Source organism: Sphingobacterium siyangense (genome assembly GCF_007830445.1).
Classification (GTDB): domain Bacteria; phylum Bacteroidota; class Bacteroidia; order Sphingobacteriales; family Sphingobacteriaceae; genus Sphingobacterium; species Sphingobacterium siyangense.
In genome coordinates, this window is the sequence record NZ_VLKR01000007.1 from 117,359 (window position 1) to 137,229 (window position 19,871).

Below are 19,871 nucleotides of genomic sequence, written 5' to 3' on the forward strand. Positions count from 1 at the left end.
CGTACAAAAACGAACCCTACGAATTGGTGATGATTATAGTTTTGTCTTAACCAATTTTAAAAAAGCAAAATATGTGTATGAAAATTCCTCCCGACCACGTGATTAGGCTCACGCAGGGTAATCCGAACTCTACAAAAATCAATAGCAACGCGCAACGGAATTTTAGGTTTCGTCAATAAGGACGAAAACGAAGTCTTGCCGTCTGCATTGCGCATGCATTTGCAGCAATGAGATAGTATGTATCACAAAATTTAAATTAAAAATCCAAGCCTATTGAAGCAGACCTATTTTAAACTCATATTCTTTACGAGAAAGGGAAAGTAAAGGACGCAAGTAAATTTTAAACTAACCATTATAAATCAATGATACAAAAAATACATTTCTGGCTCAGGAGCTGGATAATGAGTGCTACCCTATCGGTGGTGGCGGCTAATTATGCTTATTCGCAAGCAACAGATCAAATAAATGTCAAAGGTCAGGTCACCAATGATGCAGGAGAAGGACTTAAGGGTGTTTCGGTCATGATTAAAGGAGCGAAAACCGGTGTTCAGACAGATGCAAATGGCCGTTATACCATTCTGGCGCCACGCACGGCTACGCTACTTTTTACCTACATTGGTTTTAATAACCAGGAATTAAAGGTCAATCCATCAGGAATCATCAATGTGAAGATGTCAGGAAATAATGTCCTGGATCAGGTTGTGGTCGTAGGGTATGGTACAGCCAAGAAGAAAGATTTAACAGGAGGTTTGGCCGTGGTTGGAAAAGAGCAGCTCAGCATGGTATCTACCTCAAACCTGATGGATCGCTTGGTGGGGCAGGTGGCCGGTTTTTCCATTACGACCGGCGAGGCTGCGCCGGGAGCATCACAGACCCTGTTGATACGCGGTGAAAATTCGATATCGGCCAACAATAGTCCGTTGATTATTTTAGATGGTATTCCCTACAGCGGATCCCTGGCAGATATCGATCCCAACAACGTCGAAAACCTTTCGATCTTAAAAGATGCCTCGGCTTCGGCCATCTACGGTTCGCGTGCGGCCAATGGGGTTATTCTGATACAAACCAAAAGGGGGGCGCTGGGTAGAGCTCAGGTAAACTATAAAGGTTTGATCGGCATGGCCGAGCCTATGCAACGCATCAATGTGATGGGGCCAAATGAATACATCCGCTTTCAACAAGATATTGCCCGAATTAGGCAAGGCTATACTGGAGCGCTATTAGATCCTATCGCCGGGGATATTATTAGCGTAACAGAGCGCGGTAATTATGCGAAAGGCATTACTAACAATTGGCAGGATTACGTCTTTCGAAAAGCCATGACCATGGATCATCAGCTGAGCATTTCCGGTGGTACAGAGAATACAAAATATATGGCTGCCCTTGCAGCTTTGGATCAAGAGGGTGTGGTATACAATTCTAAGTTGTCCCGTTTAAATATTACCACAAATGTGGATCAGACTTTTAATAAATGGTTAACCACTGGTGTTGGCCTGCAATATACCCGGAAAAGCGACGGTGGTATTACGCCAAATTTGGAACATGCCATAAAACAAAGTCCTTATGGGAGCTATAAAGACGAATCGGGGAAGTATGTGCCCGAACCCATGGAGTATTCATTGATCGTCAATCCGATGCGCAACGTCAATGCGATTCAGGATAGGTATAATAACAACTTCTTTCTTTCTGGCTATGCCAATATTTTGCTGCCGGTGGAGGGTCTTTCCTTACGATCAAATTTTGGTTATAATTATCGGAACGGATTTACCGGAACCTATTACGGGCGCAATACCTTTGAAGGCAGGGATCAGGGTACGCAGGCCGGAGGTAGTGCTTCCATTAATAATTCCAATTATAACGATTATACCTGGGAGAACCTGCTCAAATACGAGCGGCAGATCGGCGATCATCGTTTTGATGTGACGGGTTTATTCAGTATGCAAAAAACGAAAAGCTGGTCAACAGCCCAGAGCGGTGCAGGTTTTGTAACCGATGATACCGAATACTTTATGATCGGTTCGGCCAGCCGTCTTGTTTCCAACAGCGCTTCCTTATCGGAATCTGCGATGCTGTCATACATGGGCCGGATAAATTATGCCTACAAAGGCAAGTATCTATTGACCCTGACAGGACGTACAGATGGAGCCTCGGTATTTGGTATCAACAATAAATATGCATTTTTTCCTGTCGCAGCGGCGGCGTGGCAAATCGGGGAGGAACGTTTTCTGAAAGATAACGCCAAATGGCTGGACATGCTGAAAATCCGCCTTTCTTATGGTGCCAACGGTAACCAGGCGATTACACCATACCGCACGTTAGACCGCTTATACTCCAATGTAAAATATATCTGGGGCGATGATGGTACTGCCGTTACGACAGCCTATTTGGCCGGTGATGGTGTGGGCAACCCTAATCTGAAATGGGAAACCACCTATTCGACCAACCTGGGGCTGGACTTTCAGTTATTTAATAACAGATTGGGAGGAACTATCGATGCCTATCTTTCTAAAACGAAAGATTTACTGATGACCCGCACCGTACCTATCATGAACGGGTATAATCGCATTTGGGACAATATCGGCGCCACCCAAAATAAAGGTATTGAAGTCACCTTAAACTCGACGAACGTGAAAGGGGAAAATTTTCAATGGAATACGACCGCTGTGTTTTCCTTAAACCGAGACAAAATTGTCGAGTTGAGGGGGGACGGTATCGATGATATTGCCAACAACTGGTTTATTGGTAAGCCATTACGAGTATTCTACGATTATAAAATGATCGGTGTATGGCAAAATGGAGAAACCATTACTGTGGATGGGGCAGCACCCGGAGCTGCCAAGCTGTACGACCGCGACGGTAACGGCAAGATAGAAGCGAGTGACAGGGTGGTCATCGGATCTAAAAATCCACGCTATACAGCATCTTTAGCCAATCGGTTTTCTTACAAAAATTTTTATGCATCTGCGTTGGTAACCGGGGTTTTTGATGTATGGCGCGATGATCACATGGCCAATCTAGGGGCCTGGACTTTCGGGATTACCAACTACGTCCACGATGCCAATTATTGGACACCGGAGAATCCCAATGCGACGATCGTTTCACCCGGCTATCTCAATCCATTGGGGCACGGGTACTATAAAAAGGTGAGCTACGTACAGGTGAAGAACATCACCTTTGGTTATAAATTGCCACACAAAATTGCTAAAAAGGTCGGTGTAAATGGTATTGATATAAACGCCAGCGTCAACAATCTGAATACGATTTCTAATATCAGAGAGGTCCTCAATTACGACAACACCTGGATGGCCTCCTATCCGACGGCACGTTCGTATATGTTTGGCTTAAATGTAAACTTCTAATCGATTAGGACATGAAAATGAAAAATATTATCACAACAAGTTTAGGGCTTATCGTATTGTTCACCTTAGGAGGCTGTAAAAAGTTTCTGGAGGAAGAACTGAAAACTGAACTGGCCCCCTCAAACACCTATACCAGCACCTACGGTTTCGAAGTGGGGAGTGCTGGTTTGTATACACTCACACGTTCAGAATACAATACCTATGGCGAAGGTGGCGCCTTCATCCATAATGGTGCCTGCCCATATGAAGCTTTACAGGTATCTACGGATATCGCCGATGCCATTAATAGCGATGGCTCACTGACGGCTTTTGCCAACCTTACACTTACTGCCTCAGAGCGGTTTGTGGGCACCTACTGGAACTGGGCTTATAACCTTATTTCATCGGCAAACCTGATGCTGGTTTATTCCGAAAAAAACACCAATTGGGATACGCCCGCGGATAAGGCACGTTTTCAGGCTGAAGCCCGCTTCTTTCGGGCTTATGCTTACCGTACCTTGGTTTATCTCTATGGCGATGTACCCTATGTAGAAACTATCCTGTATGATTTTCAGCTTAATTTTACCCGTACACCAAAAGCCGAAGTCATCGGCCACATGGTAGACGACCTGAAGTTTGCGGTGGATAACCTGCCTACAAATCCGGATGACGTAAAAGAAGGAAAGCTGACCAAATGGGCCGCAAGTCATTTGCTGAGTGAAATCTACCTATTGCAGGGCAATCATGCCGAAGCAGAAAAGGCCGCATTGGCGGTCATCAATAGTGGGTATTATAACCTTATGAAAAACAGATATGGCGTAAATGGCAGCAAACCAGGCGATGTATTTAGCGATTTATTTCTGGAAAATAACCAAAATAGAAAAAGTGGCAATAAAGAAAGTATCTGGGTATTGCAGTTCCAGTTTAACACGATCGGTGGTGGTACCAATTCGGATGACTGGACGCGTAGGGCTTGGATACCAAATTACTCGACGATTACAGGATTTGTTTTGGCTGACACATTGGGCGGCCGTGGTATTGCACAATTAGTGCCAATGAAGTGGTGGGTAGGCACCACAGGTACCAATGCTACAGGCAATGTCGCTGGTATTTTCGAAGCAAATGATATCCGTAATTCAGGTTATAACATTAAACGCAACTGGTATTACAACAACGCGAATGAGACCTCGCTATATGGTAAAAAAGCCAATATTACCGAACAGACCTGGTTTACGACAAAAAGCTTATTTCCAGCGATTACAAAATTCTTTTACGGACGTACTGAAAATTTAAGTTTGACCGGTAGTTATAAAGATCGTATGAAATTCCGTTTGGCTGAAACCTATCTGTTGCTTGCTGAAGCCTATTTGGGACAAAATATGCCAGATAAAGCTGCCCAAGCCGTCAATGAAGTGCGGAAAAGAGCTGGAGCGTCCGAAATTACCGGCGCTCAGATGAATATGGATTTCCTGCTCGATGAGCGTATCCGTGAATTAGTTGGTGAAGAAAGCAGAAGATTTACCCTGGTGCGTACCAATACTTTGGTGGAGCGGGTCAAAAAATATAATAATGCGATCAAGGATAAAATTACGGACAACAATATCTTATGGCCTATTCCACAGGTGATCAGGGATGCCAATACAGGGGCGCCGTTCCCACAGAATCCGGGTTATAATTAATGGTTATGGGAGGCTGTCCGAATCCTAATCGTATTTTCGGCAGCTTTCCCATCTGATGACAAAAAAGCAGTTGCGCTAGTCAAGCGCATGATTCTATCCAAACGTTAGCAAAAATATAAATCAATGAAAATCATCAATTATTTATACAAAACCTTATTTTTCTTAAGCATGGTACTTTGCCAGTTATCCTGCAAACAGGAAATTCAGGATATACCCAAAGTCAATGAAACGATGGACCTTCAGCCTTCGTCAGAAAACATTACGCTGGACGAGGTCAATTTGACCAAAGATATCGTCACATTTAACTGGAAGCCCGCTAGGGTACAATCAGATGATCATTTGGTCAGCTACAGTACGATGTTAGATGTGGTGGGGAACAATTTTGGTACCGGTACAGCCATATTTAACTATGAAGACGATAACGTATTGAGCAGAAGCTTTACTTCCGAACAATTACAAAATTGGGCAAATGAAAAGTGGGGCATACCAGCAAATAAGAGCTTTACGCTGGAGTTTAGAGTCGTTGCACAATGGGAGGGCGGTGCTACTTTTGAGGCACCCGAAGTACGTACCGTAAGAATTACAGTAAATCCGATCAAGACGGTTGTTTTTGATGCCGATAAAGTGTTCTTGAGCGGAAGTGCCGTTGGCGGGAGCAAAGTGGAGATGCCAAAAACATTGGAAAATCTGGATCAGTATGCTTATGTATTGAATTTGCAGCCTGGCGAACTGGAAATTCCGGTCGAATTTAACGGTGAAACCAATTATGTTGTTACCTCGGATGGAAGCGCTGAACTAAACGATGGAAATGCCGTTGGCATCAAAATGAGAGAAAACGTATTCTCCTGGAAAATAGCAACTGCGGGCGAGTATCGCGTTGTGGTCAATATGCAAAAAGCGACAGCAACCATTTATTCTCCAGCGAAAGCACTTGCTCCTAAAATAGTGACATGGACAGGGGACCAGCCTTATACGACCACGGTGACGGATTTGTGGATGCACGGAAGTATCAATGGCTGGGGAACTCCGGTAAAAATGGATTGTCAGGTAAGTTTGGCGGATCCGCAGGTTTTGGTCTATACCGGGGGTAAAGTCGGGACCACCAAGTTTATCGTGACCGGAGACAACAGTAATAACAAAAACCTGGCTTATGCTTTTAGTGCTCCGCCTACGACTGAAGGTGTGGCTCAGACCCTGACGCTTACTTTAGGAAAAGTAGCAGAATTGGGCGGAGGTACCGTTGGCGCCAACCGCAATTCTTATTTTACCATTCCTGCCACGACCAATGTGCTGATTTTTGATCTAAGGAACATGACAATTCTGGGGCTAAAACGGTAAGCAATTGTATCAAAGCATTTAAATTAACTTTAACATTTCTGAAAGTGAAAAACAATATAAACTATAAAAAAGCCTGCCTCAGCGCATTTGCTATCATGCTTTGCTTTCTAGCGGTTTCATGCAAGAAAGATAGTGCTGATAACGAAAAAGATATAGCAGGGACCTTGGTGAAACCCAGCTACAACCGCAGTTCCATGTTTCGTAACCCTTTAAACGGCTGGGTCATGTATGCTTCAGCTTCGGGGACTCCTTCCTATTGGGACACCCAATTCTATGTACCTGACTTAGGTAAAACGGTCAAAGCAATTGACTATGCATCTGCCTGTTATATCCGTACCAGCTGGCGAACTTTTAATCCTGTAGATGGCGTATATGCCTGGAGGGATCCCAGCACGGCAATCTATAAAATGATCAAAGGGGCACAAGATAAAGGATTGCCAATCGCCTTTCGTATCGTCGTCGACGGTCGCGATCAAGGAGCAAATACGCCGCAGTTTGTTTTCGATGCAGGCGCCAAGTATTATGTTGCCAATGCTTCTTTTCCGGATAGAAAAACACCCGTGCTGCAAGATCCTGTTTTTCGGAAATATTATAGCAAGCTGATCGAAGAGTTGGCGAAGGATTTTAATGATTTAAATAAAACCTCCTTTGTCGATGCCTATGGACTCGGTTTGTGGGGGGAGGGACATAGCGTCATTTACGAAGATCCTAATAATCCTTCCGGCCAAAATATTGAGGTAATCAAAGAAGAAGTTGTTGATTGGATTTCAGATGTGTATTCCAAGAACTTTACAAAAGTGCCCTTGCTGATCAATTATCACCGCTTAGTTGGCGACCCTGCGGGCAATGGAGCTCCCAATCCTAATTCGGAGAAGCTATTGAATAAGATGATCAATAAAGGGTACAGCCTGCGTCAGGATGCCTTTGGAATGACCGATTATTATCAAAGCTGGGAGAAGAATTTTGCCAAGGTCTGGAATTTTAAACGCCCGATTATTATGGAAGGTGGTTGGATTACGACTGGTACACACCGTTACTGGACTGATCCAAGCGGTAAATACAGGCAAGACCATCCCGAAGATGTTCGGCAGGGCGAATTTGACAGCTCCTTGGAAGCTGCTGTAAACATGATGGATTTCCGTATCGGTGAAATTGAAAGCTGGTTCACCAAATCTTTTACCTTATGCCAGCGTTTTATTTCTGAAGGTGGCTATCGTTTATATCCCGATCGTATTTATTTACCGGAGAAAGTCAATTCGGGTACTGAAACGACAATTAACCACCGCTGGCGGAATATGGGCTGGGGGTATTTCCCGAATAATATTCCTCAATGGAATTATAAATATAAAGTAGCTTTTGCACTCCTGGACGAAGAAAACAGGGTGAAAAAAGTTTTTGTTGATGATAAAGGAGAACCTTCCGCCTGGCTTAAGAATAATCCAGTCGCATACGAGTTGAAAGCTAATGTCGATGTAGCTGCTGGAAACTATACCTGGGCCGTCGCCATTGTAGATACAACAAATGAAAATCAGCCGGGAATAAGGCTTGCCGTAAATGGCGATATAACTGATTCCGGATGGTTAAAACTATTGGAGGTGCAGGTACAGTGAGATCATTCGCATAAGTTTTAAAAGCCAAAATTAGCGAAAGTTTTTTAGTCAAAAGGGTCTGATATTGATCAGGCCTTTTATTTTAGCGTGTACTTGTACAGTAATTTTTATGATCCTTTTGCGCCCTTTTTTTAGTTTTATTATCCAATTTTTATATGCTAAGTCGCGAGTTATGGGCCTATATGTAACTGAATTTTGAGGCAACAAGTTATGGTTTCCGTAATGTATTCTTTTTATACCTTCAATAGATTTGATAAAAAAACAATAGCGATTAAACTTTGATCTAGTTTGCAATATGATTTAGACCGCCTATCGTATCAGTGAAGAGGCGGTTGTGATGTCGGATTTATTTGACGAAATAATACAGGACATGACATATCCATCCTGTTTGACTTTGAGGTGCAGATTAGCGCTTGTTACTTTTTTGCTCACATACGTGTGTTTAATATTAAATTCAACTTTTCCTGAACCATTACTGCTGGGTAGAACTTCGACCTGCTCATTTGGATTTTTTAGTTTAAATGTTTGCGTAGCATCTAAATAACCAATCCCATTTTCAATTTTTTGTAGGGTGTATTTGGTTTTTACCAAAAATTCCTGTTGATCTGCTCCTAAGACTGGAAATGCCACTGTTTCTGTTTTTTCAACTGAATCACCAACTTTCATTGGTTTATTTGGCGTTTTATCTTCAAACTGATTCTGTTCCATTTCGGTTTTTAAATGTTGTTTTTCCAGGGAATCTAGCGTGTTGTTTACGATCGAATCAATCTTTGTTTTGCCATTTTCATCGTAATAGCCATATATCGTAGAGCCACTTAGCGGAGCCTTTAATGGAGTTATTTGCTCGTTAAATTTCATGCTAGTCTCTACAAAAAGTATTTCTGTCTTATAGGGAATTATCTGCTTGACTTCTGCGCCTGTAGAGGTGGTCGATTGGACCTTATTATTTCCTTCCAGATTCATTGTAAAGGGAAATAGTCCCTCCAATTTGCCTGCTGCTTTGGTTTGATATATACCCGTTGTCTCGTACTTTAATTGTGGTTGAGGAAGGTATTTAAAGACAAAGGATTCCTGTGCGTTAACGTACTGCAAAGCAACTAAAAATAATAATGTAAAATAGTAATTCATTTTTGAATTTGTTAATATTCACTAAAGTTAATCAATGGCAATAGTATTTTTATTGCTTAGTATTGTATTTTTTTTAACGCTCGTTTTCGCTATTTTTCGAGTTTTCCCTATCATGGCTTAAGCGTTGGTTGCTTTTTTAGAGACTATTGAATTTTCACCGTACGATTCCAATTTTTATGTTGATTCTTTCTTTTTGAAATGTAGCTAGTAGCCGTTTTGAACTATTAATGCCACGTCGAGCGATGTGACTTTTTCGGGTTTATGTTCTTTTGTTTCGTTATTTAAAATTTCGATAAGGTAATCCAATGTTTAATCGGGTTAAAAAGTATGCACTCACTGGATTTTTATCTTTGTTCAGAGCTGGAATAAAAAATGAATAATTGTTGACAAGATCAATCTTTAAAGTTTCTACAAAGGATTTTAATGCCGAATCTTCTACTCGAACAGATTGTTTTTCCGGAATTGAATATTCCATATAAGCCTCTAGATGATTAACTTTTCCATTCCTATCGATTACCATTGAAATGGATAAATCAATATCTTCGGGATTAATATCCTTTTTTTGAGCAGCAGCTTTAAGTGAATTTTTTAAGCGCACTACCTTTTCATAAAATTCATTTTTTGGATTGGCTTCTTTTAAAAGGTTCCAGTCGTTGTTAAAATAAACTCTACTGGAACCGTATTTTAATTCCAAGCTATCAACAGCAACTTCATCTAATAATTGGTAGTTATTGACTTGTCTGTCATCGATTTTTTCAACGAGACTATGACCGTTAAATTTGATGGGAAACAAGCTGGGGTTTTCAAAAGCAGTATTTGCATTTACGCCTACATAAATTTGATGGTTTTGCATAAAACCAACCATTGGATGCTGATAGAACTGATGATAGTTTTTCGTCAAATCAAGGTTAGCGTTATAATTGTATTTTTCGAATAAAATTGCTGGATAATCTGTGTTGACCTTTAAAATGGTATAGTTTTTAGGGTCGAAAAAATATCTTACCCCTGAAAATGAGTTGTTTTCATATTCTTCCTTCGTATTTACTTTCTTATTCTCAAGAATTACTTTTTTTAATAATCCTATTTCCTTGGAAACAGGACTTCCAAGCGTTATTCTTTTAGGGAATACCTGAAATTTATCAGAATTCTTGCCTGTATTTCTAATTGAATCAATAGCAGTCTCTTTTTGATTCGGCTGCCCCGAACAACTGACATGGATTGTCAACAGTATCTTGGCAAAAAATAGTAAGAAAAGGCTCCTTCCCATATGGCTTAAATTTTAGTGTATATCCAATAATACCATTTTATATTCGGATTTATAGCCTAAAAATAATTACGACATCAATCTTTCAATAGAAGGTGTTTTTTGATTTTGATATTGTCTGATAGAGTTTGGGGACAAGCTTTGGGGACAGAAATAAGAAAGGTAATCTGAGTCAGTATGATACTTACTTTATAATACCAGTTTTTAGGGGACTTAAAGTAGTTTAATAGATTGTTTTTTGATAAATTCATCATAAAAATAGGCCTGATCTTAATGTCTAGAATATTTTGAGGGTAGTCTTGTTGGGTTGACTGCTGCTGGAATTGATGAGTAGGAATAATTATTTTACAAAAAATTGAAAATACGCAGGGGATAGAAAAAATGAAATTAATAAAGGGGTTAGGTAAAAAGATTGTAAATCTGTACAACGATTTAAGCGATGCTGATTCGAGCTGGACAAATAGACGCTATGACTTTTATCTTATTTTTGGATCTACAGACGAGCTTAAAGCACCTTGGATACAGACCAATTGGAAACGGGACTTTCAGCCCTACTTTGACTTGCTATTGAAGCAGGTGAATAATTCAAATGAAACGGGGATAAGAGTAGACAAATTCAATTTGGAAAGAAGGATATCTAAAAATAATAATGAGACGTTTATATATCATGCCCCCATTAAAGTTGGACGACTAAAATGGGATGAAAAATCACATGAAAAATGGACTATTTCCGATAACTCAGAAAATTACTTTCAACGGTTTGAACTTTGGTCGCCAATTTGGACAATATGTGAAAGAAGAGATGTGCCTCCAGAAATTTATATAACAATAACTAATCAACGTAGTTTTCAAAATGGATATAAAATTGAGTTTGGCTATTTTATGGTGATTGCAGTTGCGAAAAACTTAAATATTGATTCAAAATCAATACTTAAAGAACTTTCTGAAAAAATAGACTCAAAAGCTACCATTTTCAAGACTCGAAGATGGGGAAAGCCCGAAAAGTTTGGCGACTGGAAATTCCTAAACTGGATTCAGGATACCTATATGGTTTTATACAAGGAAGAAAGTTTGCATACTTTCGACTTCAATAGTTTGGAGTTTCAGCCTCATTGGGAAGTGTTATATAAACATACCTAAATGCCCGATTGCCAGGCTTACGAAGTTTTTTTCAATACGTTTAAAAGTATTCTTTTTTCAGACAAAAGGTAAATATGTTTTATTTCTGACCTAGCCTTTTAAATCAATGCAAAGCGGGGCCTTGGCCCCGCTTATTTTTCAGTACTTATAATTCGAATGAAATATAAGTTGCAGACTATATTCCTAATTCACCATGGGCAAGCATATGTCTGTAAATCGTTCTGCAGTTGTCGAAGAATCCTGAACAGGAATTTTCAACATAGGTTTGCGAAGTAAAGGTGTCAATCACTTGGCCACTAGTATTGTAGACCGTTAGCGTGTAAACACACTTTTTTAGAAATTTTGCATTGCTTTCTTTTGTTGACTCGGTAACTTCAACTTTGTTTGTGGTTTCGGATGCTGTCGAAGTACTTGTTTTTACTTCTGCATTTTCTTTGGGTGCTTTTGTGTCCGTGCCTGCAAAAGCCGCTGTCGATAGCGCAGCTAGGGCTACCAAACTCATCAATAACTTTTTCATTGTTTTTAAGTTTTATTTGTTAAATAATGTATGCCTTTTGGGCATGTTTTAATTATCTGAGAATAAAAGTAATCACAAGAAATTGGACTAGGCTGAGCGATTCGTATTCGTGAGAGTTGATCTCATATTCGCTCTTACTTAGTTGATATTTAGTTTGCCCAGTAAACTGAAAGCCGCTCAAAAATTAGACTGAATATCCGTACAAATTTTCACCTCCCCATTCCTGCCATTCACCGAGTTTTCCCGAGCGTTGATCTAAAGACCGTAGTCCAGGGGCGTATTGTGTCGTAGTTTTGAGTCAACAAATAAGAACAACAGAACTAACACAATAAAAAAAGACATTATGAACCATCATGAGTGTATTGAAAGGACACTCATGATAGCTTTATCATCAAATAAAAAACAAATAATTTCGATAAAAAACTTTAGTAAAAACATTCGCAGCAGCAGCCCTAATCGCATTATCAACATGTGCTATGGCAGCTGATGGACCTAGAACAACAGCAACAAAAACAAACGTTAACCTTTCCACAGCAGATTTCGCTTTAGAGCACTATGTTGCGGTAACTACGGAAGGAGAATCAGCAGGAGTAGAGCAGTTATTCGCAGAAGATTTCAACCAAAAGATCCAAGCTACCAGTGCGCAGTCTAACAGCCGTAGCGAAGTGGTTAAATCCTTGAAAAAACAAAAAGGCGAAAAGCTAAACTGTACAGTAAGCACAGCTATCATCGAGGAATCTGCAGACTATATGGTGGCTAAAGTGACTTTGAAATTTGAGAATTTTACCAAGACTGATCTGGTTACTTTGGAGCGCGAGGGTAACAGCTGGAAAGTTTCGGAATCAATCAATTCGTATAAATAAAATCTAATAGCTAGTAATCTGCCAGATCGAGTGGAGGACAGGCCACTACTGAAATCATTTATTTAAGTTTAGTTTAAAAGCCGCGTCGAGAGATGTGGCTTTTTTGATATATCAATTATGGAACTTTTAAATTAACTTTAGGTATTCACCATTCATGCTGAGATTTCGTGCAAATAGCGTGTGGTTGCTAGATTATAGTAATTATGACAGAAAAGTATACGCGATGGGATCCGATAATGGATCTACCAAATAATCTGTTTTTTTATGAAATGTATTTTAAAAAAGGGAAACAGGTTGTCTTATTAAAACAATCTGATCTCGTTGATAGGTGTTTAAAAATAGAATTTAACAATCCATTAGCCTATAGAATAGTGATTGAATCAGGACGAATGAAAACTTTGGATAATCCCTCAATATATACATTTTGTAAAACAGATGCTTCAAAATTTCTTGAATGGTTTGATGAGGAGAGTTATGGAATCTTTGATGACTTACTGAAGTATCATTATATGGTATGTACTAGTGATAATATAATTGATGTAATTACTCTTCAAGATCCTGAAGTTTCCTGGATTAACCTTTAATCGGACTGGGCTTATGATAAGAACTGATAATGGTACTGGTATTGTCCTCTAAATCTTCAGTGACAAGCCTTCTATGAACAGGAAATAAAATAGGATTAGAACCTCAAGATTCGTAACTATGGCTGATCATATTGTGAAAAAATAGAGCGATCAGTTACCTAGATTATTGGGGGTAAAAAAGAATAAGTAATGGATATTAAAAAGCACCTACTGGCGTTAAAAAGTTTTGAAGATTCTTTAGCCCAAGCATTAAATCAACTTCAGCGTGAAGTTGGTAATGACCTGTCGTTTTTGGAAAATTTTGATCAATTGAATAATTGCTATAAAATGGATTCAAGGTCAAGTCAGCTATTATTGAGAGCTATGCAATTATCCAAATCTGAGGATATATATTCAAGTTTCGAATTATCAGATATCGAAAAGGCCTATGATTTCATGCTCGAAACGAATATTAATAATTTAAATATTTGGGTTGATGCGATCTATTTTAATGAAATTGTTATAGATAATAAAAGAAAAAGTGAGCTATTGAAAACTCGATTTTATTCTCTATTAGCTAATTTCAAAAATGAAATTGAAAATTTGGATAGGTAGTCAGGTTGGCCCTGTAGGACTAACATCAGCGGCCCCATATTGAATTTGGACGAAAAAGTAATAGAAACAAAATTTAGATACTACACGATGAAAGATAAATATGAAAAATGGGCTATTGATTTATCCCTTCCTCAAGATTTATTTTTTTATAAAATGTATGTGGAATACAGTGAAATAGTTATTCTTTTAAAAAACTTAGTTGATCACACTCAAATTCTCGAAATAAAATTTGAGTATTTTGTTTCGTATAAAGTTACGATCGACTTGGCGCTAATAAAGATGGTTAACGAGAACGACGATTTTCGAGGATTTGCAAGATCTACATGCTCGGCTTATTTGGATTCAGTTATTGAGGGCAGCTATGATATTTTAGAAAGAAAAAATATTGAACATTTCGTTATTTATAATTTAGAAAATGCAATTGAGGTGCTTTCGGATGAACCTGCTACATTTCGCTGGTTAAGTAAGGAAGAGGTAACCGTCTGTGATGTCTCAAAAACCTAAAATATGAAACGACTTATATATGTATTGTTTCCCGTATTGTTGGGCTGCGGAAACAGTAGTAAAGAAAATAGCCAATATGACAAGGTGATGATTTTCTCTTCGGATACGTCCTATGTAAACGATATTTCATGGCAGATGGATGATTTGTTAAGCGGTTTCTACCAGGATAGTTCGAATTTTTCAATTGGTCGTGCAAAAACAATGAAAGCGAGCCGGGTAGCGGATATTCTTCACGATCTAGACCATCTAAAAATAACGTATTATGCAAGAAAAAATCCTTATATAAAAGAATTCAATTTCTGTAAAAAATGGCAAATTATTTTTTTAAAACAGGAGATACAGCAATGTGCTATCTGTATTGACACTACTTCCATGTTAATGTCTGTAAAAGATTCTATTTTTAAAATTGAGAGCGATAGGTTTTATAACAATGTGTCATTAACAGATTTTTATCCTCTTCAAGCTTTAGGTCAAAAGCATTATAGTAGTCAGATGATCACTATTCAAGAGTAGGGATTGAGATATCTTCTTCTATGGTAAAGGATCTTCTTATTAGGCGCTGAATTGCATATAACATAAAATTTAGCTTATGATACATTATTTGAAAATTGGTTTAATTTGTTTTTTATTTACAGCCTGCTCAGGAAATATGGTTATAACGAAAAAGGCTATCGGGGTGCTGGAAAAAGTTCATATGGATCAATTAATCTATTTCAATAATATGGATAAAAAGGACGATTATGCAAGTATTATCTATTTTGGAAAGCAAGGTCGAAATATATTGGCAAAAGAGGCTTTCGATGTGATTTCATCAGATCGTTTTACGATTTTAGAGGGATTTAATCTTGCTTGGGGAGATTATGTTGGGTTAATCTGGAATGATCGAGCAGCCTATAGTTATCATCGGCAGGCTGGTAGTAAAAAACTTCACATTGTTAAATTGTTGCTTAGTAACACTGATCTGGAAAAGGCTAATGTGGAGATATCCTCTCATATTGTTGAAAAGGTAAAGAACTGGAACACTCAATATATTCGTAATCTTAAAAATCAAGTTGGTATGGGAATATCGGACGGATTTTGTTTTATGGCTACAAGGGTTGATATGAATCGTGCGGATAAGAATCAAATAGAAACGATTTCTTTTGAGGAATTTTAACCTTTTTAATGCAGGTTTCGCTTTAGCGTGCTATGTTTGAATGGAATAGTATCGATTGATTATGGCAGAAAAGTATTATTACCAACTTTATTTACAATAATGTTAAGAATAAATGCTGATGAATGATTTTATAAAGTGGGATCCAGTATCTCCTCCACCAAATGATCTTTATTTTGTTCATTTAACGGACAACGGTGGAAGCATAGAGATTCATCTGGCTGAAATGAAAGATGACCGAATATTAATCTTAAAATTTAAAGGTGTAATGTCTTATCAAGTGACAGATGAAGGTGCAAGATCAAGAAGCCTCTATGAGCATCCAGGTTATAGAGGTTTAGTGGTATCTGATAATTCAAACTATTTAGATTGGTTTCGTAGAGAAAGTCAAGAAATGTTTTCAGATTGGGATCTGAAACACTATTCTATAGGTAATGTAAATAATATTATCGACATCATAAGCGGTGATGAAATTGAAGTGGTTTGGCAGGCGGAAGTTTAAAATGGAGTAAAAAGACGAAGCTTGAATTCGCTCAAGGGAATGCTTACCCATTTTTATGAGCCATTAAACACCACTAAATTTGCATATGAAAAAGAACAACATGTTAAAAAAATGGCATCCCGCTGAAATGATTAATGGAGACCTTTATTTAATAAGTTTATCAGATGATCAAGAGAATGGACTGCAGATAAGTTTTGAAATAGAGAATATTGAACCTAACCTTGTCTTCGATTTTGGATTTCATGCACTTTATTATCAAAATCAAAATGAAAACAGTTCTTTAAAAATAATTGACGATTATGGTATTACAGGAAACTGGTCCTTATTTACGGTGGAAAAATCTGATTTGATTGATTGGATAGTAAAAAATAGTTATCAGATTGTTAGTAAAGAAAATGTTCAGCATTTTATCTTTTTGCATGCCGATGGTTTAATCAATGTGCTGTCAGCGCATGAACCAAAAGTATATCGACAAAAACAGACGTATTAATCGTATCTTTGTTCCAAGGACAGGCAGCTGTCCAATCCTTAAGAGCTGTGTCTACAGCGATCAAATTAGATTTTCAAGAATATTATTTAACACGGTAGGAATACCGAGATAGCAAGCCAGTACTATATCTGTTAAGTTACGAAGCATACGAAAAAAGTGTTTTTGATTGGCTGATGTCCAAACATCAGGCAGACAACAATTTTACGTTTACAGTGAGACAAAGTGCCACGAAGAATTCCGAAACCGATTACTTTATCGGAACCCAGCGTTCGGGCTATTTTGCAACTACCTTTTGGTCTATTCCCGTCAATTTCCCGGGTTCTTCTGGCGATGCGATGAGTCTAATATTCGTGCTGGGGGAGTCTACTTATACGTACTATTTTGAATTTACCCAAACCCAAGATCCCAAAGATGATCAAAATCGTGCTGTGTTAAGCTTAATCAAGACAATTAAAAAGCCTTTGGTGGAAAAGTATAAGCTGGCACGGAAAATCAATGAAACTGCAAAAATGTATACGATTCGAATCGCTGGCCTCAAGGAAAACTATGTCTCTTTGGAAACGATGTACCAGGATATTGATAGCCAGTTGGCCAATATTATCGCTATCGTCGATCAGGGTATTTTGAGTGTCAAGCAATCTATCCAACGGTTTACAGCGCACCGCGTTACACCTCAGGAGTTTGTCAGTCTGATCAATAAGCTGAACCAACGTGTCGAAAAACACCACGCTATCGTTAAAGAAATAGGGGATGAGGAAACATCTGTCAGTACCGAAACATTTGCAAACAGTATCCCAATACAGCTCAACCAGATTTTGTATGGTCCTCCTGGTACGGGAAAAACCTATAATAGCATCAATTTGGCTCTTTCCATCATCGAAGGAAAAAGCGAAACGGAACTGTCCCTTGGGGATAGGACTTCACTGAAAGCACGTTATCAGCGTTATGTGGACAGCGGACAGATCCTTTTTACAACTTTTCATCAGAGCATGAGCTATGAGGATTTTGTGGAAGGAATCAAACCCCGTTTTCATGAAACCGACGATGGAAGCAAGCAGCTTATCTATGAAGTAGAAAGCGGTTTGTTTAAGATTGCCTGTGCCCATGCGGCATAAAATACCTATCTCGAACTGCACTCGAGTGAAGAAACATCTGCTAGTGCCGAACTGGTCGGTAAGTTTAATTCCGGGGTATTTCAAAAGGCGATGGCCAATCAGGATATTCAAGGAAAGCCTGTGGTTTTAATTATCGATGAAATCAATCGGGGCAACGTATCCGCCATATTTGGTGAACTGATTACGTTGATTGAGGAATCCAAACGTGCAGGACGGGATGAAGCACTTGAAGTTATCCTTCCTTATAGCAAGCAGAAATTTTCGGTACCATCCAATCTGTATCTCATCGGTACCATGAATACAGCCGACCGTTCGGTGGAAGCTTTGGATACCGCTTTGCGCCGTCGGTTTGCCTTTGTGGAAATGATGCCCAAAGCCGAGCTGCTTGGGGAAATCATCATCGAAAATATCAATCTGCAACATGTCCTCAGTAGAATCAACAATCGCATCAAAGTGCTTTTGGACAAAGACCATCAAATTGGACATGCTTATCTGATTAATGTGCAGTCAACGCGCGATCTCACGCATGCTTTTAACAATTGCATCGTACCCTTACTCAAAGAATACTTTTATCGGGATGAGGAGAAAATTGCTCTGGTGCTGGGACCAGGTTTTGTTGAAATCGAAAATGACAACTTTTCAGGAGATCACTTTCCGGACTTCGAAAGAATACGGAAGCCGCAGTATAAACCAAAGCTGAATGTATTCGAGGTACCAGAAGAAAATATTATTGATGCCTTGAATCAATTGATCGGATAATCATATGCAGCATGTCCTTCAAGTCTATGAGCATGATACCTTGTATCTCAATCAATCCTACAAGACTCAGTCTGGAGAAAGTCTGCGATTTGCGCAACTTTATTTCGATGTGCTGCTCAAATACAATGATCTATATCAGGGTAAATACTTTGCGCCTGTCTATCAGGGTATCCGATTTAAAAACTATGTCGGGATTGTTCAGGTGGACGATCTTGTCATTGAAATCCTGCCCAAGATCCAGCGGACTGCATCTACCGTCAATTGGCGCGAAGTATTGATCGAAATGCTTCTCGAAACGGAGCGGTTAAAGGTTACAGCAGTGGGTGAAGCTTTTGTTGACAAACAGCACATCCATCTCTTGGATATCTATTTTGACTGGTATTTAACAGCGGTAGAAGAATTGCTGCATCACGGACTGGTGAAACAATATTATCAGGAAACTAAAAATACCGTTGCGCTCAAAGGAAAACTGGAGTTTGCAGGGCATATTCAGCGTAATCTCGTTCATAAAGAGCGTTTTTACAATACCCATCAAGTATATGGCGGTGACCATGTGCTGCATCAGATTCTCCAGCTAGGCTTGGAAATAGTTGCTCGCCTGTCGCATGGGAGCTATCGTTATGGACGGTGCAAGACGGCGCAATTGAATTTTCCAGAAGTCAAAGAGATCTGGGCCGACCAGCAATTATTTGATAGGCTATCTTATAGCCGTAAAACGGAATCTTATCGAACAGCAATTGAATTAGCACGATTGATTATTTTAAACTATGCCCCCAATGTCAAAGCGGGAACTGAAAATATGCTGGCTCTGCTTTTCAATATGAATGAGCTCTGGGAGCAGTATGTGCTTGCGCAGTTGGCGAACTGTTCGAAATATTGGGAAGTACGAGGCCAGGAGAGCAAGCAATTTTGGCGCGATAAGACCCTTCGACCAGATATCCTATTGAAACATCGAATCAGTGGAAAACAGTTTGTCATTGATACCAAATGGAAGAACTATAGCTATGATATGATATCCACGCAAGATCTACGACAGATCTATGTTTATGCGGATTATTGGAATGCTGTAGGAGGGATGTTGCTGTATCCCCATGCCAATACCCAGAAAAAGCAAGAGCTGTGCGATTCCTCTCATGGAAAAGAATATATAGCACAAATTGGTTTGCTGTCGATCTTGGATGAAAAAGGCAATTTGAGCAAATCTTTAGGGAATGATATTCTTGCACTGATTAATTTTACTTAGCCATTCCAGCTCTCCTGTCGGCTCCCAACCTATTGTCCTCTCGAATGTAA

General features: G+C 39.2%; 19 protein-coding genes. 16 read left to right on the plus strand and 3 right to left on the minus strand.

Annotated elements, in window-relative coordinates:
* Positions 1 to 362 precede the first annotated feature (362 nt).
* The 4 genes from IQ31_RS08460 to IQ31_RS08475 all read left to right on the plus strand — a co-directional run bounded on the left by IQ31_RS08460 (position 363) and on the right by IQ31_RS08475 (position 7,965).
* Positions 363 to 3,359 (plus strand): SusC/RagA family TonB-linked outer membrane protein, encoded by a 2,997-nt coding sequence (locus IQ31_RS08460; RefSeq protein WP_145327739.1) that lies wholly within the window; start codon positions 363 to 365, stop codon positions 3,357 to 3,359.
* Between the two features lie 17 nt (positions 3,360 to 3,376).
* Positions 3,377 to 5,017, plus strand: a complete 1,641-nt coding sequence (locus IQ31_RS08465) for a RagB/SusD family nutrient uptake outer membrane protein (protein WP_145327740.1) — start codon at positions 3,377 to 3,379, stop codon at positions 5,015 to 5,017.
* A gap of 123 nt (positions 5,018 to 5,140) precedes the next feature.
* Positions 5,141 to 6,355 (plus strand): SusE domain-containing protein, encoded by a 1,215-nt coding sequence (locus IQ31_RS08470; RefSeq protein WP_075991434.1) that lies wholly within the window; start codon positions 5,141 to 5,143, stop codon positions 6,353 to 6,355.
* 44 nt (positions 6,356 to 6,399) lie between these two features.
* Positions 6,400 to 7,965: a DUF4832 domain-containing protein gene (locus IQ31_RS08475; RefSeq protein ID WP_239468733.1), complete on the plus strand. Its 1,566-nt coding sequence runs from the start codon at positions 6,400 to 6,402 to the stop codon at positions 7,963 to 7,965.
* A 309-nt stretch (positions 7,966 to 8,274) separates the two neighbouring features.
* Here IQ31_RS08475 and IQ31_RS08480 read toward each other — a convergent pair whose 3' ends face one another.
* Together IQ31_RS08480 and IQ31_RS08485 are read right to left on the minus strand one after the other, a co-directional pair.
* Positions 8,275 to 9,093 (minus strand): hypothetical protein, encoded by an 819-nt coding sequence (locus IQ31_RS08480; RefSeq protein WP_145327741.1) that lies wholly within the window; start codon positions 9,091 to 9,093, stop codon positions 8,275 to 8,277.
* 277 nt (positions 9,094 to 9,370) lie between these two features.
* Positions 9,371 to 10,360 (minus strand): hypothetical protein, encoded by a 990-nt coding sequence (locus IQ31_RS08485; protein ID WP_145327742.1) that lies wholly within the window; start codon positions 10,358 to 10,360, stop codon positions 9,371 to 9,373.
* A 378-nt stretch (positions 10,361 to 10,738) separates the two neighbouring features.
* Between IQ31_RS08485 and IQ31_RS08490 the strand changes: the two genes are divergently transcribed.
* Positions 10,739 to 11,497 (plus strand): hypothetical protein, encoded by a 759-nt coding sequence (locus IQ31_RS08490; RefSeq protein ID WP_145327743.1) that lies wholly within the window; start codon positions 10,739 to 10,741, stop codon positions 11,495 to 11,497.
* A gap of 175 nt (positions 11,498 to 11,672) precedes the next feature.
* Here IQ31_RS08490 and IQ31_RS08495 read toward each other — a convergent pair whose 3' ends face one another.
* A complete protein-coding gene (locus IQ31_RS08495; protein WP_112373554.1) occupies positions 11,673 to 12,014 on the minus strand; it encodes a hypothetical protein in 342 nt (113 codons plus the stop codon).
* 476 nt (positions 12,015 to 12,490) lie between these two features.
* Here IQ31_RS08495 and IQ31_RS08500 point away from each other — a divergent pair, with 476 nt between their 5' ends.
* From IQ31_RS08500 to IQ31_RS08550, 11 genes are all read left to right on the plus strand, one after another.
* The gene (locus tag IQ31_RS08500; protein WP_145327744.1) at positions 12,491 to 12,877 is read left to right on the plus strand and encodes a nuclear transport factor 2 family protein; all 387 of its coding nucleotides are present in this window, start codon (positions 12,491 to 12,493) and stop codon (positions 12,875 to 12,877) included.
* A gap of 203 nt (positions 12,878 to 13,080) precedes the next feature.
* Positions 13,081 to 13,461 carry a hypothetical protein gene (locus IQ31_RS08505; RefSeq protein WP_145327745.1) on the plus strand — a complete coding sequence of 127 codons (381 nt, stop codon included), beginning with the start codon at positions 13,081 to 13,083 and terminating at the stop codon, positions 13,459 to 13,461.
* 189 nt (positions 13,462 to 13,650) lie between these two features.
* Positions 13,651 to 14,055 (plus strand): hypothetical protein, encoded by a 405-nt coding sequence (locus IQ31_RS08510; RefSeq protein ID WP_145327746.1) that lies wholly within the window; start codon positions 13,651 to 13,653, stop codon positions 14,053 to 14,055.
* An 87-nt stretch (positions 14,056 to 14,142) separates the two neighbouring features.
* Complete coding sequence (locus tag IQ31_RS08515; RefSeq protein WP_145327747.1) at positions 14,143 to 14,559, plus strand: hypothetical protein; 417 nt, start codon at positions 14,143 to 14,145, stop codon at positions 14,557 to 14,559.
* 3 nt (positions 14,560 to 14,562) lie between these two features.
* Positions 14,563 to 15,072 (plus strand): hypothetical protein, encoded by a 510-nt coding sequence (locus IQ31_RS08520; protein ID WP_145327748.1) that lies wholly within the window; start codon positions 14,563 to 14,565, stop codon positions 15,070 to 15,072.
* Between the two features lie 76 nt (positions 15,073 to 15,148).
* Positions 15,149 to 15,715, plus strand: a complete 567-nt coding sequence (locus tag IQ31_RS08525) for a hypothetical protein (RefSeq protein WP_112373548.1) — start codon at positions 15,149 to 15,151, stop codon at positions 15,713 to 15,715.
* Positions 15,716 to 15,833: 118 nt separating this feature from the next.
* Positions 15,834 to 16,214: a hypothetical protein gene (locus IQ31_RS08530; protein ID WP_145327749.1), complete on the plus strand. Its 381-nt coding sequence runs from the start codon at positions 15,834 to 15,836 to the stop codon at positions 16,212 to 16,214.
* Positions 16,215 to 16,299: 85 nt separating this feature from the next.
* Complete coding sequence (locus IQ31_RS08535) at positions 16,300 to 16,704, plus strand: hypothetical protein (RefSeq protein WP_145327750.1); 405 nt, start codon at positions 16,300 to 16,302, stop codon at positions 16,702 to 16,704.
* 173 nt (positions 16,705 to 16,877) lie between these two features.
* Complete coding sequence (locus IQ31_RS08540) at positions 16,878 to 17,819, plus strand: 5-methylcytosine-specific restriction endonuclease subunit McrB (RefSeq protein ID WP_145327751.1); 942 nt, start codon at positions 16,878 to 16,880, stop codon at positions 17,817 to 17,819.
* A gap of 51 nt (positions 17,820 to 17,870) precedes the next feature.
* Positions 17,871 to 18,578 carry an McrB family protein gene (locus IQ31_RS08545; RefSeq protein ID WP_280176850.1) on the plus strand — a complete coding sequence of 236 codons (708 nt, stop codon included), beginning with the start codon at positions 17,871 to 17,873 and terminating at the stop codon, positions 18,576 to 18,578.
* Positions 18,579 to 18,582: 4 nt separating this feature from the next.
* Positions 18,583 to 19,821, plus strand: coding sequence for an McrC family protein (locus IQ31_RS08550; protein WP_145327753.1), 1,239 nt, complete (start codon positions 18,583 to 18,585; stop codon positions 19,819 to 19,821).
* Positions 19,822 to 19,871: the final 50 nt, after the last annotated feature.